At 42.8% G+C, this 24,664-nt stretch carries 21 protein-coding genes; 5 read left to right on the top strand and 16 right to left on the bottom strand.

Features of this window, described 5'->3' with window-relative positions:
• Positions 1-32: 32 nt before the first annotated feature.
• Genes accA through lpxB form a run of 4 tightly spaced genes read right to left on the bottom strand, consistent with a single transcriptional unit; the run spans position 33 to position 6,249 of the window.
• Positions 33-989 carry an acetyl-CoA carboxylase carboxyl transferase subunit alpha gene (gene accA, locus AN394_RS15545; RefSeq protein ID WP_054553102.1) on the bottom strand — a complete coding sequence of 319 codons (957 nt, stop codon included), beginning with the start codon at positions 987-989 and terminating at the stop codon, positions 33-35.
• Positions 990-1,005: 16 nt separating this feature from the next.
• Complete coding sequence (gene dnaE, locus AN394_RS15540) at positions 1,006-4,497, bottom strand: DNA polymerase III subunit alpha (protein ID WP_055021942.1); 3,492 nt, start codon at positions 4,495-4,497, stop codon at positions 1,006-1,008.
• Positions 4,497-5,102, bottom strand: coding sequence for a ribonuclease HII (gene rnhB, locus AN394_RS15535; protein ID WP_055021941.1), 606 nt, complete (start codon positions 5,100-5,102; stop codon positions 4,497-4,499). The genes dnaE and rnhB overlap by 1 nt, the downstream gene beginning before the upstream one ends.
• The gene (gene lpxB, locus AN394_RS15530; protein WP_055021940.1) at positions 5,092-6,249 is read right to left on the bottom strand and encodes a lipid-A-disaccharide synthase; all 1,158 of its coding nucleotides are present in this window, start codon (positions 6,247-6,249) and stop codon (positions 5,092-5,094) included. The genes rnhB and lpxB overlap by 11 nt, the downstream gene beginning before the upstream one ends.
• A 422-nt stretch (positions 6,250-6,671) precedes the next feature.
• Between lpxB and AN394_RS15525 the strand changes: the two genes are divergently transcribed.
• From AN394_RS15525 to cydC, 5 genes are read left to right on the top strand one after another with little or no spacing between them, the layout of a single operon-like run.
• The gene (locus tag AN394_RS15525) at positions 6,672-8,258 is read left to right on the top strand and encodes a cytochrome ubiquinol oxidase subunit I (protein WP_054562035.1); all 1,587 of its coding nucleotides are present in this window, start codon (positions 6,672-6,674) and stop codon (positions 8,256-8,258) included.
• A complete protein-coding gene (gene cydB / locus AN394_RS15520) occupies positions 8,255-9,394 on the top strand; it encodes a cytochrome d ubiquinol oxidase subunit II (RefSeq protein WP_055021939.1) in 1,140 nt (379 codons plus the stop codon). Before AN394_RS15525 ends, cydB begins: the two co-directional genes overlap by 4 nt.
• Positions 9,395-9,406: 12 nt before the next feature.
• Positions 9,407-9,559 carry a cytochrome bd-I oxidase subunit CydX gene (gene cydX, locus AN394_RS15515; protein ID WP_054553108.1) on the top strand — a complete coding sequence of 51 codons (153 nt, stop codon included), beginning with the start codon at positions 9,407-9,409 and terminating at the stop codon, positions 9,557-9,559.
• Positions 9,549-11,309, top strand: coding sequence for a thiol reductant ABC exporter subunit CydD (cydD, locus tag AN394_RS15510; protein WP_055021938.1), 1,761 nt, complete (start codon positions 9,549-9,551; stop codon positions 11,307-11,309). The genes cydX and cydD overlap by 11 nt, the downstream gene beginning before the upstream one ends.
• The gene (cydC, locus tag AN394_RS15505; protein WP_055021937.1) at positions 11,302-13,065 is read left to right on the top strand and encodes a thiol reductant ABC exporter subunit CydC; all 1,764 of its coding nucleotides are present in this window, start codon (positions 11,302-11,304) and stop codon (positions 13,063-13,065) included. The genes cydD and cydC overlap by 8 nt, the downstream gene beginning before the upstream one ends.
• Here cydC and AN394_RS15500 read toward each other — a convergent pair.
• From AN394_RS15500 to pyrH, 12 genes are all read right to left on the bottom strand, one after another.
• Positions 13,062-13,430, bottom strand: coding sequence for a septal ring lytic transglycosylase RlpA family protein (locus AN394_RS15500; protein ID WP_054562039.1), 369 nt, complete (start codon positions 13,428-13,430; stop codon positions 13,062-13,064). The genes cydC and AN394_RS15500 overlap by 4 nt on opposite strands.
• 141 nt (positions 13,431-13,571) lie before the next feature.
• Positions 13,572-14,342 carry an acyl-ACP--UDP-N-acetylglucosamine O-acyltransferase gene (gene lpxA / locus AN394_RS15495; protein ID WP_054553112.1) on the bottom strand — a complete coding sequence of 257 codons (771 nt, stop codon included), beginning with the start codon at positions 14,340-14,342 and terminating at the stop codon, positions 13,572-13,574.
• Positions 14,343-14,344: 2 nt separating this feature from the next.
• Positions 14,345-14,797, bottom strand: coding sequence for a 3-hydroxyacyl-ACP dehydratase FabZ (fabZ, locus tag AN394_RS15490; RefSeq protein WP_054562040.1), 453 nt, complete (start codon positions 14,795-14,797; stop codon positions 14,345-14,347).
• Between the two features lie 10 nt (positions 14,798-14,807).
• The gene (gene lpxD / locus AN394_RS15485) at positions 14,808-15,848 is read right to left on the bottom strand and encodes a UDP-3-O-(3-hydroxymyristoyl)glucosamine N-acyltransferase (RefSeq protein WP_054562041.1); all 1,041 of its coding nucleotides are present in this window, start codon (positions 15,846-15,848) and stop codon (positions 14,808-14,810) included.
• Positions 15,849-15,857: 9 nt separating this feature from the next.
• Entirely contained in the window at positions 15,858-16,376 is a 519-nt protein-coding gene (locus tag AN394_RS15480; RefSeq protein ID WP_054553115.1) for an OmpH family outer membrane protein, read from the bottom strand.
• 12 nt (positions 16,377-16,388) lie between these two features.
• Positions 16,389-18,860 (bottom strand): outer membrane protein assembly factor BamA, encoded by a 2,472-nt coding sequence (gene bamA, locus AN394_RS15475; RefSeq protein WP_054562042.1) that lies wholly within the window; start codon positions 18,858-18,860, stop codon positions 16,389-16,391.
• A 106-nt stretch (positions 18,861-18,966) separates the two neighbouring features.
• Positions 18,967-20,319, bottom strand: coding sequence for a sigma E protease regulator RseP (gene rseP, locus AN394_RS15470; RefSeq protein WP_054562043.1), 1,353 nt, complete (start codon positions 20,317-20,319; stop codon positions 18,967-18,969).
• Position 20,320: 1 nt separating this feature from the next.
• A complete protein-coding gene (gene ispC / locus AN394_RS15465; protein ID WP_055021936.1) occupies positions 20,321-21,520 on the bottom strand; it encodes a 1-deoxy-D-xylulose-5-phosphate reductoisomerase in 1,200 nt (399 codons plus the stop codon).
• Complete coding sequence (locus AN394_RS15460) at positions 21,517-22,383, bottom strand: phosphatidate cytidylyltransferase (protein ID WP_054553119.1); 867 nt, start codon at positions 22,381-22,383, stop codon at positions 21,517-21,519. Before AN394_RS15460 ends, ispC begins: the two co-directional genes overlap by 4 nt.
• Before the next feature lie 22 nt (positions 22,384-22,405).
• Positions 22,406-23,185, bottom strand: a complete 780-nt coding sequence (locus AN394_RS15455) for an isoprenyl transferase (RefSeq protein WP_054553120.1) — start codon at positions 23,183-23,185, stop codon at positions 22,406-22,408.
• A 104-nt stretch (positions 23,186-23,289) separates the two neighbouring features.
• Positions 23,290-23,847, bottom strand: coding sequence for a ribosome recycling factor (frr, locus tag AN394_RS15450; protein WP_054553121.1), 558 nt, complete (start codon positions 23,845-23,847; stop codon positions 23,290-23,292).
• Between the two features lie 14 nt (positions 23,848-23,861).
• Positions 23,862-24,611: a UMP kinase gene (pyrH, locus tag AN394_RS15445; protein WP_054553317.1), complete on the bottom strand. Its 750-nt coding sequence runs from the start codon at positions 24,609-24,611 to the stop codon at positions 23,862-23,864.
• Positions 24,612-24,664: the final 53 nt, after the last annotated feature.

Below are 24,664 nucleotides of genomic sequence, written 5' to 3'. Positions count from 1 at the left end.
CAAAAGCGGCTTTTTTCAATTTTAAGCTGTGTTTAGCAATAGCCAAACGACATTAAACGTTTGTAACGCTGATCAAGCATTTCATCTAGTGAAAGGCCTTGTAAGTCAGCTAGGTCACGCTTAAGTTGGTTTTTAAGGTTACGCGCCATCGCATCGTAATTACGATGTGCGCCACCAAGTGGCTCATCAATTACGTTGTTGATTAAATCAAGCTCTTTAACACGTGCAGCTGTTACACCCATGGCTTCTGCAGCTAATGGTGCCTTGTCTGCGCTTTTCCATAAGATTGATGCACAACCTTCTGGCGAAATTACAGAGTAAGTGCTGTATTGCAACATGTTAACGCGGTCGCCCACACCAATTGCTAATGCACCACCAGAACCACCTTCACCGATAACAGTACAGATAGTTGGTACTTTTAACGCAGCCATAACTTTAAGGTTACGCGCAATTGCTTCACTTTGACCACGCTCTTCAGCGCCAACACCTGGGTATGCACCTGGAGTGTCGATAAAAGTCATGATTGGCATTTTGAAACGCTCAGCCATTTCCATTAAGCGTAATGCTTTACGGTAACCTTCTGGCTTTGGCATTCCAAAGTTGCGTTTAATTTTTTCAGCCGTGTCACGCCCTTTTTGTTGGCCAATAACCATCACTGGTTGACCTTCAAAACGTGCAACACCACCTAAAATAGCTGGATCGTTAGCAAAAGTACGGTCGCCTGCTAGTTCGTCAAATTCCGTGAAAATGCGCTCGATGTAATCACGAGTATAAGGACGCAACGGATGACGGGCTAACTGAGAAACCTGCCAAGCACCTAATTCAGAGAAAATTTTCTCTTTCATTTCAGCACTTTTCTCTTTTAATCGACTGACTTCCTCTTCTAATCCAAGGTCTAATTCGCCAGCGCGGCTTACATTTTGTAATTCTTCAATTTTTGCTTCTAATTCTGCGATTGGAAGCTCAAAATCAAGATAATTGAGGCTCATGCTCTAAACTACCTAATTAATTAAATTCTAGTTCTACATCTTGCGCCGCCATCAGCGATAACTTATGAAGCAAGTCATCACTCGGCGTAACACACCATTCGGTTCCTAAGGTAATCTCAGCCAACGCATCCGGACGTTGATAGAATACTTTAATAGGACAAGTACCAAACTTATAAGGTTCCAGTACTTTTTGTAAATTATCGAAGAAGTTCGCCTCGATCTGCACCATATTCAAGGTCATTTTAATCGCTTTTATACGTTTTTCTCGCGCCTCAGCGATGGTGCATATGTCTCTAGCGGTCATTGTAATGCCACCAGAGAAGTTATCAAAGCTGACCTGTCCAGATATTACCAAGATATTGTTTACTTGCAGCAAATCTTGGTACATTTCAAACTGTTCTGGGAATAAGCGTACATCAATACGGGCACTCTTGTCATCTAAAGTTACAAGACCCCATCGATTTCCCTTTTTGTTTATCAAGGTACGGGCAGAAATCACTAAGCCTGCAGCCGTTGACTGCACATCGCGGTTAGTGGGTTGTAAATCAACCAGCCTTCCTGATGTATAATGCTTTAACTCTTTACGATACTGATTAATTGGGTGGCCAGTTAAATACAGACCTAAAGTTTCTTTCTCACCATCTAGCCACTCATTGTCGGTTAAATCTGTGGCTTTGATAAATGCTTGTTCAACTTCATCTGGCTCTGTGGCAAGTAATCCAAATAAATCTGCCTGCCCTAATGACTCAGCCTTATGATGCTGATCGGCCGCTCGCATGGCATCTTTTAAGCTTGCTAATAAGGTTGCACGGCCAGGTTGGGTTTTATCTGGGCCAAGTTGATCGAGCGCTCCGGCATAAATAAGCTTTTCAACAACTCGCTTGTTTAAACGCTTTAAGTCAACACGGGCACAAAAATCAAATAAGTCCTTAAACGGGCCACCTTCGCTACGGGCTTCTAAAATAGCTTCAACAGGCGCCTCACCAACCCCTTTAATGGCACCGATACCGTAAACAATTTCACCTTGTAGATTAACCGTAAACTTGTACTCACCGGCATTTACATCTGGCGGTAACAAGGTCAGTTTCATGTTTTCACATTCATCTACCAAGGTAACAATTTTATCGGTGTTATCCATATCCGCCGACATTACCGCAGCCATAAACTCTGCTGGGTAGTGGGTTTTCATCCACAACGTTTGGTACGATACTAAGGCATAAGCAGCTGAGTGAGATTTGTTAAAACCATAACCTGCGAACTTCTCTACCAAGTCGAAGATTTTCATTGCAAGTTCGCCGTCAACTCCGTTATTAACAGCACCTTCTTCGAAGGTTGAACGTTGCTTTGCCATCTCCTCTGGTTTTTTCTTACCCATCGCACGACGCAGCATGTCAGCGCCACCTAGCGTATAACCAGCCAGTACCTGCGCAATCTGCATTACCTGTTCTTGATAAAGAATGATACCGTAGGTCGGTTCTAGAATGGGTATCAAGCTATCGTGTTGCCACTGCACATCTGGGTAAGATAACTCTTCGCGGCCGTGCTTACGGTCGATAAAGTTATCTACCATGCCTGATTGCAATGGACCAGGGCGGAATAGTGCTACCAGTGCGATCATATCTTCGAAGCAGTCGGGCTTTAGACGACGAATAAGGTCTTTCATACCACGAGATTCTAACTGGAATACCGCGGTGGTTTCGGCGCGTAGCAGTAACTCAATACTTGGCTTATCATCAAGTGGAATAGCGTTGATATCAACTGGCTCTTTACCCTCTCGGGCTAAGCGCTCGTTAGTCATATCAATTGCCCATTGCAAGATGGTAAGTGTTCTTAGACCTAAGAAGTCAAACTTAACTAAACCCGCCGTCTCAACGTCGTTTTTATCAAATTGCGTTACCGGGAATTTACCCTCATCATCACAATAAAGGGCTGCAAAGTCAGTGATAGTGGTTGGTGATATTACAACACCACCAGCGTGTTTACCGGCGTTACGTGTACAGCCTTCAAGGATGCGACACATATCAATAAGCTCTTTGACCTCTTCATCACCGTCGTAGGCTTCTTGTAAACGAGGCTCAACATCAAACGCTTTAGCCAAGGTCATACCCGGATCGCCCGGTACTAGTTTAGAAATACGATCAACAAAGCCGTAAGGGTGACCAAGTACACGGCCTACGTCACGGATAACCGCTTTTGCAGCCATGGTACCAAAGGTGATGATCTGAGATACCGCGTCACGACCATAAAGTGCCGCTACGTGATCAATTACCTCATCACGCCTATCCATACAGAAATCGACGTCGAAATCGGGCATTGAGATACGTTCTGGGTTCAAGAAACGTTCGAATAGTAAGTCAAATTCAAGCGGATCAAGGTCGGTGATCTTCAGTGCATAAGCAACCAATGAACCAGCACCAGAACCACGCCCTGGACCTACCGGAATATTGTTATCTTTACTCCACTGAATGAACTCCATTACGATCAAGAAGTAACCTGGGAAACCCATTTGGTTGATTACGTCGAGCTCTATTTTCAGACGCTCATCATACTCGCCACGTTTCTCTTTACGCTCTTGCTCATCTGGGAATAAAAACTGTAAACGCTCTTCAAGGCCATCTTCAGAAACCTTAACCAAGAAGTCTTCAATTTTCAGCGAACCGGTTGGGTAATCTGGTAAGAAGTAAGTCCCGAGCTGTACGGTCACATTACAGCGCTTAGCAATTTCAACGGTGTTTTCTAACGCTTCAGGAATATCGCTAAATAGCTCAGCCATTTGCTCTGCTGTTTTAAGATATTGCTGCTCAGAAAAACGTTTTGGTCTACGTTTATCTTCTAAGGTGTAACCGTCATGGATTGCTACGCGGATTTCATGGGCTTCAAAGTTTTCTGGTTTTAAAAACACCACTTCGTTCGTTGCCACTACAGGTAACTGCTCTTTTGTAGCAAGCTCAACAGCTAGGTGTAAATAGTCTTCTTCTAAAGCACGTTCCGTACGAATAAGCTCAATGTAATAATGATCGCTAAAATGTTGCTTATAAAAACTAACAACCGATTCAATAAGGCCTGGGTTACCCTTTAATAGGGCTTTACCTAAGTCGCCATCTTTAGCGCCAGATAATAAAATTAGGCCTTTTTTGTGCTCCACCAGCCATTCACGGTCAACCACTGGGCGGTGAAATAAATGTCCGCGCTGGTATGCTTTAGAGATCAATAAAGTAAGGTTTTTATAACCTTCGTTATCTTTCGCTAAGATGGTAATTCGGCTAGGTTCATCTTCAAATTCAGGGCTTCTTAACCAAAAGTCTGCGCCGACAATAGGCTTAATACCAGCGCCATGGGCAGCGCCATAAAAACGCACCAAACCACATAAGTTCATCTGATCGGTGATAGCCAACGCAGGCATTTGCAGCTCTTCTGCTTTAGCGACAATTGGCTTAGTTTTAGCTAGGCCATCCACCATTGAGAAATCTGAGTGAACACGTAAGTGAACAAATTGTGGCGCAGGCATTACAGTTGCTCTCCTTTTAACGCCAAAATGCGCTGAACAGGTTTAAAGCTTTTACGATGCTCTGCAATAGCACCGTATTGTTCAAGTGCTGCAAAGTGTGCTTTAGTTGGGTAACCTTTATGGCCTGCAAAACCATAGTCAGGGTAACGCTTATCAAGCTCAATCATTTCATCATCACGAGCAACTTTCGCTAGAATAGATGCTGCCGAAATCTCTTCAACTAGGCTATCGCCTTTTACTACCGCCTGTGCTGGCACAGTTAATTGGCTAGGCACACGGTTACCATCAATAAAGACAAACTCAGGCTTTACGCTTAAGCCTTCAACCGCGCGGCTCATCGCGAGCATAGTGGCATGCAAAATATTTAACTCATCAATCTCACTTGGACTACAACGACCAATAGCATAGCACAGGGCTTTTTCTTTTATTTCTGCAGCTAATAATTGACGTTTTTTGTCTGATAACTTTTTAGAATCTGCTAACCCTGCAATAGGCTTATTTGGGTCCAATATTACCGCAGCGGTAACAACATCACCCACTAATGGACCACGGCCAACTTCATCTACACCAGCAATATAATTAACATTCGGTCGTTCAATTTGCATTTAGTAACTCCGCGACTGCTGCTGCAGCTTGTTCATTGGCATTTAATCTAATGTTTTTATGTATGGCTAAAAAGCGCGCTTTTAGTTCGCTGTTATCGGTATTCAACATAGGTGTTAGCGCAGCCGATAGGTTTTCAACATTACATTCAGTTTGTAAGTATTCTGGAACGAGTTCTTCATCGGCTAATAAATTAGGCAACGAGAAATACTTAATGTTAAAAGTAAATAAGGTTTTGAAAATCCAGTAACTCAGTGGCTTAATTTTGTAGCCCACAACCATCGGCTTTTTATACAGCATACCTTCAAGCGTTGCGGTTCCTGAGGCAAGTAAAATGGCATCAGCCGCTTGCATTGCAAGGTTTGACTGACCATCCAATAATTGCAGTTTTAGATCAGGGGCTGTTTTTTCTAAAATTTCACAAAACTGTGCTTTTCGTTTTTCATTGACTAACGGAACCACAATTTTAAGGTCAGGATTTTGCGCTTGCAATTTAGCCGCTGTTTCAATGTAGGTTTCGCTTAAAAGCCCTACTTCAGAACCTCGGCTACCTGGTAGTAATGCAAGCACTTTATCAGTTTGTGCTAAACCTAGTTGGTTACGAGCCTCGGATTGGTCGTGCTCAAGGGCAATATCATCAGCCAAAGTATGACCCACAAAGGTACAAGGTACATCGTGCTTATCGTAAAAGGCTTTTTCGAACGGTAATAATGCCAGTACTAAATTAGTTGCAGCACTGATTTTATGAATACGTTTTTCGCGCCACGCCCACACTGATGGGCTAACATATTGTACTGTTTTAATGCCCGCCTCTTTTAACGGTTTTTCGACACGTAAGTTAAAGTCAGGGGCATCGATACCAATAAATACATCTGGTGGGTTGTCGATAAAATGCTGCACCAATTGTTTGCGTATTTTTAGTAGGCGCGGTAATCGGCCTAGTACTTCAACTAGGCCCATTACAGATAATTCGTCCATATCGAATAATGTTTTACAGCCAGCCGCTTGCATACGCGGGCCTGCAATCCCTTCAAATATGGCATCCGGAAAACGGCGTTTAAGTGCTTTTACTAGCCCTTCACCTAAAATATCACCTGAAAACTCACCTGCCACCAAGGCAATACGTAACGGCTTTGTTTGTTCTTTCATTCGTTGATAATTCGCAACTTTTGGCACTAATAAAAACGAGTTTACCGTGTTTTAGCAGTCGGATAAATGTCACAGAGTTAATAAATACTAGAAATCGAAATTAGCCTGCCTACTTGCTCATTGGTTGAGCATTTATTTGCGTGTGTAGCCTGCAGGTTTACTCGCTACTATCTAAAAAGAGCTTAAAAAAGAATAAAATAAGCCATAGCAAAACGGCTTTTTATAACGATTAAATATTTGAAACTTTAGAGCTTTATCTCTAATCTGTAGAAAAGGTGAGCAGGATTAATTCATCTTTATTTCGTATTTTCCTATTGACTAAAATGAATACAGGTTTAATATTCATAAAGTTTCAATAATTACTGAAATTTCATAACCAATATTTGTCGTGTCTACCGCACCCGCTAACAAGGAGCTAAACAATGATAGATGAAACATTTGTGGATCTATCGCGATTGCAATTTGCAATCACTGCCCTATTTCACTTCCTATTTGTTCCCCTTACCTTAGGTATGACGTGGATTTTAGTGATCATGGAATCCGTTTACGTGATGACAGGTCGCGAAATTTATCGTGATATGACTAAGTTCTGGGGTAAGTTGTTTGGTATTAACTTTGCGATTGGTGTGGCGACAGGTCTAACCATGGAGTTTGAGTTTGGTACCAACTGGTCTTATTACTCTCACTATGTGGGCGATATATTTGGCGCACCGCTAGCGATTGAAGGCTTAATGGCTTTCTTCTTAGAATCAACCTTTGTCGGTATGTTCTTTTTAGGCTGGGAGCGTTTGAGTAAACGTCAGCATCTAGGTGCTACCTTCTTAATGGCTTTAGGGACTAACTTATCTGCGTTATGGATTTTAGTAGCAAATGGTTGGATGCAAAACCCAGTAGGTGCTGAATTTAACTACCAAACCATGCGCATGGAAATGACTAGCTTTGCTGAATTGGTATTTAACCCAGTCGCACAGGTTAAGTTTATTCATACCGTATCAGCAGGTTATGTTGCAGCATCTATGTTTGTACTTGGTATTAGTAGCTGGTACATCTTAAAAGGTCGCGACCTTGCTTTTGCTAAGCGTTCGTTCTCGGTTGCTTCAGGGTTTGGTTTAGCGTCTATTCTTTGTGTTATTTTACTTGGTGATGAATCTGGCTACGAAGTTGGCGAGGTGCAAAAAGTCAAACTCGCAACCATTGAAGCTGAGTGGCATACCGAAGAAGCCCCTGCCGCATTTACGCTAGTTGGTATTCCTGACTCAGAAGAACAAGTCACCCATGCCGCTGTAAAAATCCCTTATGCACTTGGCATCATTGCGACTCGCTCTATTGACGAGCAAGTAACAGGTATTAAAGACCTTGAAGAGCAGCACGAAGTACGTATTCGTAACGGTATGATTGCATACGAATACTTAGAAAAGCTTCGTGGCGGTGAAGACACACCAGAAAACATTGCAAAGTTCGATACCTTAAAAGACGACCTTGGCTATGGTTTGCTACTTAAGCGCTATACCCCTAACGTGGTAGATGCAACAGAAGAGCACATTCAAAAAGCAGTGAAAGACTCAATCCCTCAAGTCGGCCCTATGTTCTGGTCATTTAGAATCATGGTTGGCTGTGGCGTGATCATGCTTGGCGTATTCGTCCTCGCATTTTATTACAACGCACACCGCATTATTGAGCAAAAGCGCTGGTTATTATGGGCTGCGGTATGGAGTATTCCTCTGCCTTGGATTGCCATTGAATTTGGTTGGATTGTTGCGGAGTACGGCCGCCAACCGTGGGCAATTTCGGAAATTTTACCGACCTTCTTGGCAACCTCGTCACTCACGGTGAATGACTTATTGATTAGTATTACTGGTTTCTTAGTTTTCTATACAGGTCTTGCTGCTGTAGAAGGCTGGCTGATGCTGCGCTTTATTAAACAAGGCCCAAGCTCACTTCATACCGGTAAATATCACCATGAACTTGCTAAAGCGGATTCACTTGCAAGCCAAGGAGCTCAGTCATGATTTTTGATTACGAAACACTAAAACTAATCTGGTGGCTGTTAATTGGTGTATTACTAATTGGCTTTGCAGTAACCGATGGTATGGACATGGGTGTGGCAATTTTGCTTCGCCTAGTTGGTAAAACAGATGTTGAACGCCGTACAGTTATTAACACCATTGGCGCTCACTGGGATGGTAACCAAGTTTGGTTCATCACCGCTGGGGGCGCACTGTTTGCGGCTTGGCCTATGGTTTACGCGGCCGCTTTCTCTGGCTTTTACTTTGCTATGATGCTGGTGTTATTTGCGTTATTTTTCAGACCGCTTGGTTTTGATTATCGCTCAAAAATAGATTCACCGCGCTGGCGTAATAACTGGGATTGGGGCCTATTTGCTGGCAGCTTTATTCCTGCTTTAGTATTTGGTGTAGCATTTGGTAACTTATTACTGGGCGTGCCTTATCATATCGACGACCTACTGCGTGTCAGTTATCAAGGTTCATTCTTTGCGTTATTAAACCCATTTGCCATTGTAGTTGGCTTAGTGAGTGTACTGATGCTGGTTGGTCACGCTGGTATGTGGTTACAACTTCGTACTGATGCAGAGGTTGCTAAACGCTCAGCACAATATGGTCAATATGCACTGATGGCGTTTATTGTATTATTTGCCTTAGCTGGTGTGTGGGTATCACAAATTGACGGATATAAAATCGTTAGCATGGGCGATACTCAAGGGTTTGCAAACCCGCTTGCTAAAACAGTAACGCAGGCACCGGGTGCATGGCTTGATAACTATACAAAAATGCCATTAACCATGCTATTTCCTGCCCTAGCATTCGTGATGGCGGCACTGGCAATTGTATTATCTAAATTACAAAAACCAGCAATGGCATTGGCTGCGTCAAGCTTAATGCTTGCAGGCGTGATCTTAACTGCGGGTATGTCAATGTTCCCGTTTGTGATGCCTTCGAGCAACAACCCAAATATTAGTTTAACTATGTGGGATGCGGTTTCGAGCCATATGACACTTAACGTGATGTTTATCGCTGCGGTTATTTTTGTACCACTTATTCTTATCTACACAACATGGTGTTATGTGAAGATGTGGCGCAAAGTAACGATTAGTGAAATTGAAAACAACACTCACGGTAGCTATTAAGGAGATTTAAATATGTGGTATTTTGCCTGGATTTTAGGTGTTCTATTAGCCTGTACACTTGGGGTGATCAACGTAATGTGGTACGAATTTCACCAACATAAAGATTCGATTGCTGATGATGAGCTAGAGCTGTACGCGAGACTCAAAAACACCGATGACAACTAAACCCCGACCAAATCGCGCGCAGCAGCAAACGCTGCGCGCTTTTTTAAAGCAGTATAGCCAGTCCGCTTCAGGGCTTCTTAAATTAAGCATTAGTTTGGGCACACTCAACGCCCTATTAATGATTGCCTCTTGTTATCTTCTTGCAAACGCGGCTCATCAAGTCATGTTTGAACAAGCAAACTTGCAAGCCGTAAGCCCATTATTATGGCCGCTGGCTGGGCTAATTTTAGTTCGTGCTTTGTTGGTTACGCTAAGTGAACGGGTGAGTAACCTCGCCGCGTTAAAGATAAAAAACGTGATGCGTAATACACTGCTAGAAAAGCTCAGCAAACTTGGGCCAGCCTACAGTCAACAAAAAGGTCACGGCGCAACACTTAACACCTTACATAATGGGGTGGAAGCACTGCATCAATATTACGCAAACTACATTCCGAGTGTGGCTTACAGCGCGCTTATTCCATTAGCGATATTGGTGGTGATTTTTCCAACCGATTACAAAGCAGGCCTCATATTCCTTTTAACAGCGCCACTTATCCCTTTTTTCATGATTTTAGTGGGCCATAAAGCGGAGCAGTTAAACCAAGAACGCTGGCAACAACTGGCGGTACTTGGTAATTACTTTTTTGACCGATTACAAGGCCTGACTCAACTCAAGCTCTTCAATGCAACCAAGCGTGAGCTAAATAGCATCAGTCAGATTTCTGATGATTACCGTGGAGCAACCATGGGTGTATTGAAAGTCGCCTTTTTATCGTCTTTCGCCCTTGAATTTTTAGCCACCATTAGTGTGGCCCTTGTTGCTGTAATCATTGGCTTTAGATTATTTTTTGGTACGCTCGATTTTGCCACTGGATTTGTGGTGTTACTACTGGCCCCTGAGTTTTACTTACCACTTAGACAAATGGGTACTCACTATCATGCAAAACTTGAAGGGATCAGCGCTGCTGCTGATATGGTCGACATAATCAATCAAAGCGACGCTGATAAACATGTCGGGTCATCTAAGCTTGAGTTACCGATAAAAGATATACAGCTGAGTGCGCTTACCTTTCACTACCCTGAAACAAACGAAGGGGTAACTGATATCAACTTAAGCTTACCAAGCTCAGGCTTAATTGCCTTTGTGGGTGAAAGTGGTTCGGGTAAAAGTACCTTGTTTGATTGCCTATTGGGTTTTCATCATCAGGCCAATAGTGCCATTAGCATTAACGAGCAACCACTGAGTGATACTGCATTAGCTGATTGGCAAGCACAGCTGGCATGGATACCACAGCAAGCCACGTTATTTTATCGAACCGTTGCAGACAACCTGCGTTTAGCTAAACCCGATGCAAGCCAAGCAGAGCTCTATGAAGCAGCAAGTAAAGCTGGAGCACTTGAGTTTATTACTGCACTACCTGATGGCTTTGATACCTTGCTAGGTGAACAAGGAGAAGGCCTCTCTGGAGGGCAAAAACAGCGCATAGCCCTTGCCCGTGCATTTTTGAAGAATGCCCCTGTGCTGATGCTAGATGAGCCTACCGCTCACTTAGACAGCCAAACAGAGCATTTAATCAATCAAGCAATCCGCGATTATGCAAAAGACCATTTAGTACTGGTTATTGCTCACCGACTGAATACGGTAAAACACGCCGATAATATTTACGTTATGCAACAAGGTCACATTGTTGAATCTGGTCAGTACCAGCAACTGACTGAGCAAGCAGGCCTATTTGCTAAACTTGTGAGCCAAGGTGACACCCATGCATAACTTTATACGTCTATTAAAACTATGCAAACCTCATACTGGCATGTTGCTTTTAGGGGCTTTTTTAGCAAGCTTAACGGTACTCGCTAATGTGGGCTTGCTCGCTATATCTGGGTGGTTTTTAGCAGCCATGGCAGCGGCGGGCATTGCTGGTGTGCAGATGAATTACTTTACCCCAGCTGGAGTGATCCGCTTTTTAGCTATCGTGCGCACAGCGTCTCGTTACGGTGAGCGGATGATAACTCATAATGCTACCTTTTTATTGCTGAGCGAAATTCGCGTAAACATGTTCAAGACTCTGAGCCAACTGAACAACGTTGACTTAGCAATGAGTCGTAGTAGCGATTTATTTAACCGCCTACAGAATGATGTCGATGCGCTGGATAAATTCTACCTCAATGTGCTGCTGCCGATTATTGTCGCCTTGATCAGCATTCCTATCGTAATGGCCTTCATGGCCATGTATAACGCTGAGGTCGCATTAGTTTGCTTTACTTCACTGATGATTATTGGCGTGCTGCTTCCCGTATTGTTAAGCCATAAGCTTCATCAACAAGCGGATACTGAAACCCAACTTTCAGCCGAGTTAAGAGCTGAACTTGACGATACACTATCAGGTGCCAGAGAGCTTGCTGTCTATCAAGCACAGGCTGCGCAATTAGCGCATTGTGACTCACTCAGTAAACAATACAACAACCAGCTCTATAATCGCCACAAAGCCGTGGCAAATAGTAATGGTTTAAGCACTTTGGTGATCCAACTTACCATGCTGGCCAGTGTATTTATGATTATTCCACTGGTTGCAATGGGGACTATGAAAAACGTTGAACTGGCGATGCTCGCGTTATTTGTATTAGCAAGCTTTGAAACCGTGCTTACCCTGCCTACGGCATTTATTGAATTGCCGCTTACTTTAAGTGCCGCAAAGCGACTGTTTGATCTTGAAGATAAACACAGCAGCTTAGCCGAAAAGCCAAACAACCTAGATGATCAGCTAGCAAACCAATTAGCTGACAAATCAGGGCTTGGTCTTGAGCTAAGCGAGGTCAATTACCAATACTTGGGGGCAAAAAGTAAAGCCCTTAGCAATATCAATTTTGCGATTACACCCGGCAGTAAAGTTGCCCTAGTCGGTGCCAGTGGCAGTGGCAAAACCACCCTAGTTAACTTACTCACGGGCCTTTGGCCGCTGCAATCAGGCTCATTAAAGCTCGCCACCAAGCAAGAAGGCACCTTTGAACTTGAAAGCTTGAGCACTGCAACACGCTTTAAGCAGCTAACGATAGTTGCCCAGCAGCATCATATTTTTGATGGCACGCTACGTGAAAACCTTCGCTATGCAGCTTTTGATGCGACAGATGAGAGGCTTATTGAGGCCTGTGAACAAGCTGAACTTGGCTCTTGGCTTAGTAACTTAAAAGATGGGCTAAACACTCGTTTAGGAACCGCAGGCAGAAAGCTTTCTCATGGTCAGTCACGTCGTATTGCTATTGCCCAAGCTCTATTAAGGCAAGGTAATTTAATCATTCTTGATGAACCAACAGAGAGCTTAGATAATCACACTAAGCAAAACTTGCTGACTACAGTTGAGAGAATATGGGCAAATAAAACTATGCTGACCATTACCCATGACCCTGCAATGCTAAGTCGTGTTGATAAGGTTATTTGGTTAGAGCAAGGACAAGTAAGAGCCTTTGCGAGTCATGCTGAATTAGTGGCGAATGAAGCCGACTACGTAGAGCTTATTACCCGTTTTTAATCGAGCTGCTCAACGGTGACGTCAATCACACCTTGCTTGACTGAGGCAATTTGTGAAAACGCCTTTTTTGATAAGTCGATAATACGACCGCGGATAAATGGGCCGCGGTCATTAATAGTAACAATCACGCTTTTATTATTACTAAGATTAGTAACTTTTACTCTGCTGCCAAAACCAAGCGTTTGATGAGCCGCGCTCAATGCCCGTTGATTAAACACCTCACCACTTGCTGTCGTTCGGCCATGATATTTATCAGCGTAATAACTGGCTTTGCCTTTTTCTATTGCTCCTTTAGATACCGAAGGCACACTACTACAACCAGTTATAATTAAGCTTAATAATGCAAAAACGATGAGTTTGTTCATATTAGTAGATCCTTTTTTGCCGTGAAGATAGCAAGCACTGACTTAGCAAAACCTGAACTATATCAAGTTACCTAATTAAGCGAATGAGTATAAAAACAAAAAAGCCACCTTACGGTGGCTTTTATAGAAGTTCGCTTATGATTAGCGAATAATTCCGCGCTCAGAGCTTTTCACGAAGTCTATCATCAGCTGAACAGCTGGGTACTTCGCAGCATCTTCACTTAGCTCAGCGATTGCTTCTTCAACACCTAAGCTCTTACGATAAAGCGTTTTATATGCTCGGCGTGTTGCCATGATTTCATCGCTTTCAAAGCCACGGCGTTTCATGCCTTCAGTATTGATTGCTACAGGGCCTGCCGGTGTACCAATAGTAGTTACAAATGGCGGTACATCTTTATTAACGCCTGAGTACATACCTACAAATGCATGTGAACCAATTTTACAGAACTGGTGAACACCTGAATTACCTGCAAGGATCACCCAGTCACCTACGTGTACGTGGCCAGCAACAGAGGCATTGTTAGCAAAAATAACGTTATCGCCCACAACTGCATCATGTGCAACGTGTGTGTAAGCCATAAATAAGTTGTTGCTACCAATTTTTGTTACACCTTGGTCTTGAATCGTACCACGGTGAATTGTCGCACACTCACGGATCACGTTGTTGTCACCAATGATCAAAGTCGTTGGCTCATTCGCATACTTTTTGTCTTGGCAAGCTTCACCGACCGAAGCAAATTGGAAAATATGGTTACCAGAACCAATCGTCGATGGGCCTTTTACAACCACATGAGATTCGATGATACAGTTATCACCAATAGTTACATCGTTACCGATATAGCTGTAAGGGCCAACTGATACGTTATTTCCAAGTTTTGCACCTGGTTCGATTATCGCCGTAGGATGGATCACTATTAAAACTCTCTTCTCGCACACATGATTTCGGCAGTACACACTACTTTGCCGTCAACTTTTGCTTCTGCTGCAAATTTCCATATATTGCGGCGCTCTTTTACAAACTCTACATGCAAATGCATAGTATCGCCAGGTAATACCGGCTGTTTGAATCGCGCATTGTCGATCGCTGCGAATAAATATAGTTCGTTATCGCTACGATTTTCAACTGTCTTAAAACCAAGTAAGCCAGTTGCTTGAGCCATTGCTTCTAAAATCAACACACCTGGAAAGATAGGTTGATTAGGAAAATGACCCGTAAAAATAGGTTCGTTCACTGTTACATTTTTAATAGCATGTAACGACTCGCCTGGCGTGTAATCAAGTACACGGTCAACAAGTAGCATCGGGTAACGATGCGGAAGTAAACTCAAGATATCCTGGATATCAAGACTATTTAATTCATTTGCCAAAATAGCATCCTTATTTGTCTTCAATATTGAGTGACTTAGTCAGTGACTCAAGTGCTTTAATGCGGTCTTTCATATCGCCAAGGTTACGGATATGGGCAATACTACGTCGCCATTCTTTGTTGGTTAGATGTGGCAAGCCTGAAGAATAAATTCCAGGTTCTGTGATTGCCTTAGTCACCATACTCATGCCGGTGATTATAGCACCATCGCATACGCTAATGTGACCATTAATTGCAACCATACCGCCAATCTGACAATTCCTACCGATCACTGTGCTGCCAGCAAATACCGTACAACCAGCAACCGCTGTACCCGAACCGATCTCGACATTATGCGCTATTTGACATTGATTATCGATAATTACATTACTATGGATGATAGTATCGTCTAGCGCACCACGGTCAATCGTAGTAGACGCGCCTACCTCAACCTTATCACCGATGATTACTCGGCCAAGTTGCGGTATTTTCACCCATTCGCCACGCTCGTTAGCGTAACCAAAACCATCACTGCCCACTACCGTATTCGCTTGGAATAAACAGTCGCTGCCAATCTCTACTTCATGGTAAACGCTTACATTTGCCCAAAGCTTAGTGCCTTGGCCAATTTTTGCGTGCTCACCAATAAAACAGCCTGGGCCAATCTGCACATCGTTTGCAATTACAGCACCCGCTTCGATCACCACATTGGCGGCGATCGCGACATTATCGCCAATAGAGGCTGAATCGTGAATGACTGCACTTGGGTGAATACCGGTCACTGCTGAGCGCGGTGTGGTATCCATTAGCTGAGCAAGTTTGGCGTAACAAACATAAGGATTAGCAACAATGAGCTTATTACCCGAAAAGTACTCAGCATCTGCTGGTGATAAAATCACCGCACTTGCTTGAGTATCTTCTAATTGCGAGCGATATTTCTTGTTCGCTAAAAATGCAATATGCCCATGTTGGGCATTTGCAAGTGTAGATATTTTTTTAATCTCTGTGGCGCCGTCACCTTGAAGGTCAGCGCCCAGAAGATCCGCTATCTGCGAAAGCGTGTAGTTTTGCATATATGATTTCTATTGCTTACTTACTTTTTCAACAACTTTGCTTGATAAGTCATCGACAGTTTTAGGGTTAACATAAATCGTTGTTTCTTTAACTTTAACTTCATCGAATTTGCCAGCTTTCGCTACTTCTTCGATTGCATCTAAGATTAACTTTTGAACTTTAGCTAGTTCTTGGTTTTGACGCATTTTGATTTCTTGCTCTAAAGGACGACCTTTTTCAGCAAGTTGCTGCTGCATACCTTGGATCTTAGTACGTAATTCTTCTTTTTGCTTGTCGCTCATCGTTGTTGCTTCACGCTTGAACTTTTCAGCTTCAAAACGGATATCACCTTGAAGTTTTTCTAGTTCTTGACGACGCTCTGAGAATTCAGCTTCTAAAGTTTGCTCTACTTTCGCCATTTGTGGGATTTGCTTGTAGATTTCTTGCATATCAACGATACCTACTTTGTGCGCGAATGCGTTAGTAGATAGACCCATAGATAAAGTAGCAAGTAGTGCAAAAGCTGTTGATTTAATTGATTTATTCACGAAAAAACTCCTTTAGAATGTATTACTAATGTTAAAGCTGATGGTCTTCGTATCGTCATCTTCTTCTTTTTGCAATGGATACGCAAAACTGATCAGCATTGGACCCATCGGAGAGATCCATTGTAGAGAAAGACCGGTTGAAACCCTAAAGCGCATTGGATCTGAGTAATCATCCAATTTTGCACGTTCATCTGTTGAAAGGTTTTGATAACGGTCAATATTAAACTCTGTATCCCATACATTTGCAGCATCTACGAAGAAGCTAGTACGTACAGAGCTGGTGTTTTCTTCATCTAAGAAAGGTGTTGGAACAATAAGCTCCATCCCTGCTACCGCTTTGGCGTTACCACCAATTCGGCCTGCTGTTTGTAATTGGTCAAATTCTGATGCACCACCAATGCTACCTGTTGTCGTACCATCAGGTAACGGTGTACCAGGAATGCTTTGCGGAAAACGTGATACAGCACGAGGTAAGATCGTATTACGGTCAAAGCCACGTAGTTCCATTTCAGTAATTCTGAAGAACTCTTGGAACGGCAGTGTTTGGTCATAACCATTGGTTGTACCGTAACCATTACCGTAACCAAGTGCCGCACGCGTTGAGAACACCCAGCGGTGGTCATTACTGATTGGCCAGTAGAAACGCGAGTCATAATTTAGCTTAAAGTACTGTAAATCAGAGTTTGGCGTTGTCGCAGTTAAGTTAAGAGATTGGCGCGAACCTGCTGTTGGAAATAAACCACGGTTAACAGTAACACGTGACCAACCTGCGCTTAACTCGTACTTAGTAAAGTCAAAGCCTGCGTCTGGATTTTCAGGGTCTAAGAATGTTTCACGAATAACACGTGTTTGCTCATATTCTGCAATATCAGACAGCTCTTCTTGCACCCAACGCACACCAAAGTTAATACGGTTTACTGCATCGATTGGGAAACCAATGTTTGTACCAATACCATAACTCTTCGATTTATAGTCGATTAGGCTGAATTTACTTGCATCATAGTTACTGTAGAAGATGCTACTACCTTGCGATACACCATCCGGCGTAAAGTAAGGGTCAGTGTAAGACACACTAATACGCTCAGAACCACGTGAAGTATTGATGTTAAAACCAATTTGGTTACCGGTACCTAAGAAGTTTGATTCACTCACACCAATGTTAAATTGCAGACCCAAGTATGAACCATAAGCAAGGCCTGCGTTAAAGCTACCTGCAGATTGTTCTTTAACAGTAAAATCTACATCAACTTGGTCATCTACACCTGGTACTGGTACAACATTAAAATCAACGCTTTCCATGTAAGGTAAACGCTGGATTTGCAGTTTAGAGCGCTCAAGGCTTTGGTTTGATAACCATGCACCTTCAAGCTGTGTCATTTCACGACGAACCACTTCATCAGAAGTATTTTGGTTACCGCCCACAATGATACGACGAACATAAACACGTTTGCCCGGATTAACAGAAAGCGTTAATTGAACTTCTTTGTTTTCGTCATCAATCTCAGGGATGGTACGTACTTCAGCATTGGCATAACCAAAACGTGCTAAGTAGCTTTTGATAAACTCTTCTGATGATGTCACCACAGAGCCGTTATAAAGCTCGCCAGTTTTTAGCGGGATAACGCTCTTAATAAGCTCTTCACGGCCTAACAGGTCACCAATAAAGTCAAAGCCTTTAACTTTGTATTTAACACCTTCGGTGATATTTGCTGTTACATAAACAGAATCACGCTCAGGGCTAACTGATACTTGTGTCGAATCGATATTAAAACGTAGGTAACCACGGTCTAGGTAGTAACTGCGGATTTTCTCTAAATCGCCTTCGATAGTTTGCTTTTGATAACGGTCGCTCGACATGAACTGCCACCAAGGCAAATCTTGTTGAGACTCGGCTAACTTAAGAAGCTCTTCATCTGAGAAAAGCTCGTTACCAACCAAGTTGATTTGACGAATTGACGCTGCGTCACCTTCATCAAATGTGAATAAAAGTTTTACACGGTTACGCGGTAACTTAGTAATGCTTACATCCACTTTTGCATTGTATTTACCAATACTGTGGAAGAATTCAACTAAGCCTTTTTCAATGTTATCAAGGACTGTTTTATCAAGCGGCTCACCAGTACGGATATCTTGCTGGTCTAGCGACTCATTAAGTTGCTCATCTTTGATGTCTTTATTGCCATCAAATTCGATCATGCTGATCGTTGGGCGCTCAGTCACTCGGAAGATAACACTGTTGCCATCACGTAATGCTTTAATATTGTCAAAGTGACCTGAACGATAGAGAGCCTTTATGGTTCTAGAAATTGTGTACTCATCAATATTATCGCCCACGTTGATCGGAATATGCGTTAACGCTGCACCCAGTGCAACACGCTGTAAACCTTCAACTTTTAAATCATCTACAATAAAGGAGTTTTGGCCTAGGGCTGCAAAGCTAGCACCTAATAAACTTGAAACTGCCAAATGTTTTTTTATAGCCATTTTGTTATCTTTATCCTTTACAACTGTATTACCGCTCAACACCTTATAAATTTAACTTTTGCGGTGTTTTACAATCGTGTTCAAATTGGAATTTTTCGCTTACTTGTTATAAACGCGATACATCATTGAACAAAGCGAAACATGTTAAAAACAGAAGCAGCAAGGCCCCCACTTTAAAACCAAATTCTTGCGTCTTTTCAGAGACCGGCTTTTTGCGAAAAAGTTCAATTATGTAATACATTAAGTGCCCACCATCTAGCACTGGCAGCGGTAATAAGTTAAATACGCCAAGGTTTACACTAATTAATGCTAAAAAGCTTAAAAATGCAACCAAGCCATAGCTTACGCTAGTTCCCGCGCCAACTGCAATGCCCACCGGGCCACTTAAATTTTTAACCGACACCTGACCGGTAATTAAATTACCAATCATGTCAAAACTAAGGGTAATTAAACGCCATGTTTCTTGTATGCCCAGCACAATACTATCGACAGGGCCATAATGTCTAGTTTCAATATAGTTTTCTGGCCATGGCTCAACCACTGGAGACACACCTAAAAAGCCCTGAGCAACGCCCGCATCATTGGTTCTGCTTTGTGGCGTCACTGACAGCTCTTTTATACTATCTTGCCTTTGTACACTAAATTGTAAGGATTTGTTAGGTGATTGCTGAATTAGTGAAACTAACTGGGTCCAACTGCTGATATTTTCACCATTTACAGCAAGAATTTTGTCTTTAATCTGTAAGCCTGCAGCTTCTGCCGCCGAGCCTTTACTGATCATTGCCACTTCTAAAAGTGCTTTAGGACGAAACGGCACAATGCCAATCGAGGTTAATGGTGGTACGTCTTGTTGATCTAATTTCCAACCATCTAAGTTAAGAGTACGCACATGCTTTTGATAATTCTGATCACGAAGCGTTACCACAACACTTTGCTCACCTAAGCGGCTCATTAGCGAGAATGTTGCATCTTGCCAAGTATTGATATCGTCTTCACCAATTTTAATAATTTGCTGATTTGGCTGAATATTAGCAGCTGCGGCACGGCTGCCTTGAGACACCTCACCCACCACAGGTTTTAATGACTGAACGCCGACCATATACATTACAGCAAGGGCAAAAATAGCGAATAAAAAGTTTGCCATCGGGCCAGCAGCCACAATCGCAATACGTGCTTTTACTGATTTAGCATTAAATGATAAATGTCGCTGCTCTGGCGGGACTTCGTCAACACGCTCATCAAGCATTTTGACATAACCACCTAGTGGGATTGCTGCAATCACATATTCGGTTTGCTGTTTGTCGTACCACTTGATCAACGGCTTACCAAAGCCAATTGAAAAACGCAGCACTTTCACGCCGGCTTTTCGCGCAACCCAGAAATGACCATATTCATGCACAGTCACTAAAATACCCAGAGCAAGAATAAATGAGCCAAGATTCCAGAAAAAATCAAACATGCTAGTTGATGCCTCTTTTTAAAAACTCAGTCGCTTTTACACGTGCAGCTTGGTCGCAAGCTAAAATCTCATCGAGGGTCTGCACGTTGATATTTTGTGTTGCATTAAGCGTTTCAGCGTTAACTCGATAAATATCTGTAAAGCCGATTTGACCATTTAGAAATGCTGCAACCGCTATTTCATTCGCCGCATTTACTGTGGTGGTTGCACCTTGCCCCATTTCACACGCATCAATGGCAAGTTTTAAATTAGGGTAACGAGCATAATCTGGTTTAGTGAAAGTAAAATCTGCCATTTGTGAAAAATCGAGCGGTTTTACACCCGCATCGACACGCTCAGGAAAAGCTAAAGCATGAGCAATTGGTGTGCGCATATCTGGATTGCCCATTTGCGCAAGCACTGAGCCATCTTGATATTGCACCATAGAGTGAATAATACTTTGTGGGTGGATCACCACTTCAATATCACTGGCACAGCAGTTAAACAGCCACTTGGCTTCTATAAACTCTAGGCCTTTATTCATCATAGTCGCTGAGTCGACAGAAATCTTTTGTCCCATTGACCAGTTTGGATGTGCCACTGCTTCTGCAACAGTCACTGATGGTAGTGTCGATAAATCACGTTTTAAGAAAGGACCACCAGAACCTGTAAGCAAGATTTTACTCACGCCATTGTCGGCAAGTAGGCCAGATGCATTTTGTAATGATGCTGGCATACATTGGAAAATCGCATTATGTTCGCTATCGATAGGCAGTAAAGTGGCGCCATGTTGTTTTACTTTATCAATAAACAACTGACCCGACATAACTAGCGACTCTTTATTCGCTAGCAACACTTTTTTGCCTGCTTCAACTGCACTTAGAGTCGGTAACAGACCCGCTGCACCTACTATCGCCGACATCACTGCATCAACATCGGTATGTGCAGCAAGCTCACACATCGCATCAACACCTGCTAGCACCTGTGTGTTACACGAGCTATTTGCAAGTAAATTTGATAGCGCACTAGCGGCTTGTTGATCAGCCATTACAGCAAACTTAGGCTGATGTGCGACACACAGTTCAGCCATTTGCTCGGCATTTTTACCCGCCGCTAAAGCAAAAACCGCAAAGCGCTCTGGGTTTCTAGAAACAACATCTAAGGTGCTTAAACCGATTGAACCAGTTGCGCCCAGTACGACAAGTTGCTCTACTTTGCTCATAAACTCAGTGTCCATGCGTAGCAAAGTACAAAGATTGGCGCAGCTGCGGTTAAGCTATCGATACGATCTAAAATACCGCCATGACCTGGTAAACATGAACCGCTGTCTTTCAAGCCAACTTCACGTTTAAACATACTTTCGAGTAAATCGCCTACCGCTGAGAATAACGCGATAAATGCCGTCATCACGGCATAGATTGGCCAAACACTCATATCAACATTAGTGAAATGGCAAAAGGCTAAAACAAAAACAACCGAAGCCACTACACCACCTAATAAACCTTCAATTGTTTTATTGGGACTTACCTTTGGCATTAGTTTACGTTTACCTAAGTTCTTACCAGTAAAGTAAGCACCAATATCTGCGCTCCACACAATACCAAGTACAACTAAAATTAACATTGAACCAAAGTGAGTAGATTCGCCATAACCTGCGCTACGTAGTGTATTTAGTGCAAGCCAAAGTGGCACTAGCGTTAAAAAGCCTGCAATGGCACGCATTACAATGCCTTCATTCCAAGCCTTTGCCATAGCTGGGTAGCGCCAAACTAAATAAGTTGCCACAATCCACCATGCAAATGACAAGGTAAATAGGTAGTTTGCATCACCCACTAATTGACCATTTTGCCAAAGTGATTCAATGGGCCAATGCCAGTTCAGTAATGCCAAAAATGCAGCCGTTGCTGCAACAAATCCAAAACGTTTAACTTTATCGCATAGGCCCATAAATGCAGACCACTCCCATGCACCGAGTAAAACAATACCGGCGGCGATATAACTAAATAGTGTTAATGGGGTATAAAAAACCAAAATAAGTGCAAGTGGTGCCAACACGAGCGAGGTTAAAATTCGTTGTTTTAGCAATGTGTGTACCTTCAACTAGTAATTAGGTCTCGGCGAGTAATTGTTTTATTTGTTCGCCTGTACAACCAAATCGTCGCTCTCTGGCAACGTAACATGCGATAGCGTCAGCAAATGCAGCTTCATTGAAGTCTGGCCAAAGCGTATCGGTAAAGTAAAGCTCAGCATAAGCCGCTTGCCATAAAAGGAAGTTACTGATGCGTAAATCTCCACCGGTGCGGATCATTAAATCAAGCTCACCTTGGTCGGCCATACTCATTTGTTCAGCCATTAGCTCTTCAGTAATATCTTCTGCGGCCATTTCACCGGCTGCGACTTTTTTCGCAAGCGTTGTTGCGGCGTTAGTAATATCCCAACGTCCACCATAATTAGCTGCCACGTTTAACTGTAGACCCGTATTATTACGAGTTAATTCATGGGCTGCATCAACTTTATTGCGCAAACCTTCTGAAAAGCGTGATAAATCACCAATTATGTTTAGCTTTACATTATTTTTATGAAGTTTTTTAACTTCTTTGCCCAGTACAAATAAAAATAGCTCCATGAGCGTATTTACTTCGTCTTCTGGACGTCGCCAATTTTCGCTACTAAATGCGAATAGTGTTAACGACTGTATACCTAAGCGAGTACAAAATTGCACTGATTGACGAACCGCATCAACGCCCTTTTTGTGCCCATAAACACGTGGGCGATTTTTCGCTTGTGCCCAACGTCCGTTGCCATCCATGATTATAGCGACATGCTTAGGCAAACTTTGCTGGGAAATTTTATCAGCGTTAAGAACCATAAATATCGAGTATTCCATAAAAAAACGCCGTCTAGTATACCCTAGACGGCGTTTCAAAACTAATAAATTTAGTTGCGCCTGTTTACTTGCAGAATCAATGTCTGAAAGATAAACAGCAGCGATTAGATTTCCATTAACTCAGCTTCTTTTGCAGCTAGTTGTGCGTCCATCTCTTTGATGAACTTATCAGTAAGCTTTTGGATCTCGTCTTCTGCTTGACGTGCTTCATCTTCAGAAATGTCTTTTTCTTTCAATAAGCTCTTAATGTCGCCATTTGCGTCACGACGGATGTTACGTACAGCAACACGGCCGCTTTCAACTTCACCACGTACGATTTTAATCAGGTCTTTACGACGCTCTTCTGTTAGTGGAGGAAGTGGAACACGAATAACAGTGCCTGCAGACATTGGGTTTAAACCTAAATCTGAAGCCATAATCGCTTTTTCTACTGCTTGAGCTAGTGACTTATCGAACACGCTAATTGCAAGTGTACGTGAGTCTTCAATTGTTACGTTAGCAACTTGGTTTAATGGTGTGTCTGCACCGTAGTAAGACACTTGAATACCGTCAAGTAATGCAGGGTGCGCACGGCCTGTGCGAATTTTAGATAATTGACTGCCTAGTGCCGCAACACTTTTTTGCATACGTTCTGACGCATCTTTTTTGATATCGTTAATCACGGTTCAATCCTAATCTATTTGCTAGTTTCATCTGAGGCTTGTGAAGAGATAAGCGTTCCTTCATCTTCGCCCATAATAACACGCTTAAGCGCGCCTGATTTATTCATGTTAAATACGCTTAATGGCATGTTGTGGTCACGCGCCAGCGTAAATGCAGCTAAATCCATAACCTTAAGCTCTTTATCAATGATTTCATTGTAGCTTAAGTGGCGATATAGTGTAGCGTCTGGGTTTTTCACTGGGTCATCAGAGTAAACACCATCCACTTTAGTCGCTTTGATTACAGTATCTGCTTCAATTTCAATACCACGTAAACACGCTGCTGAGTCAGTCGTGAAGAATGGGTTACCTGTACCCGCTGAGAAAATTACAACGCGGCCAGATTTTAATAGGCTGATAGCTTCTGCCCAGTTGTAAGCATCACACACACCGTTAAGTGGGATAGCAGACATTAAACGACAATTTACAAATGCACGGTGCAGTGCATCACGCATTGCTAAACCATTCATTACAGTCGCAAGCATACCCATGTGGTCGCCAACTACGCGGTTCATACCCGCTTCTGCTAATGAACCACCACGCAAGAAGTTACCGCCACCGATAACTAAACCTACTTCTACGTCGAGCTCTACAAGTTCTTTAATTTCTTGAGCCATACGGTCAAGTACTTTTGGGTCGATGCCGAAGCCTTCGTCTCCCATTAATGCTTCACCGCTAAGTTTAAGAAGAACACGTCTAAAAATAGGTTTACGATTGATAGTCATAATATTTGGGCCAGCCTTAGTAATGAGATAAAAAATAACCGCGCTATGGTTAC

The sequence above is a fragment of the Pseudoalteromonas sp. P1-26 genome (assembly GCF_001401795.1).
Taxonomy (GTDB): domain Bacteria; phylum Pseudomonadota; class Gammaproteobacteria; order Enterobacterales; family Alteromonadaceae; genus Pseudoalteromonas.
Note: the sequence above shows the minus strand (reverse complement) of the source record. Positions and strands in the feature narration are given on the sequence as shown.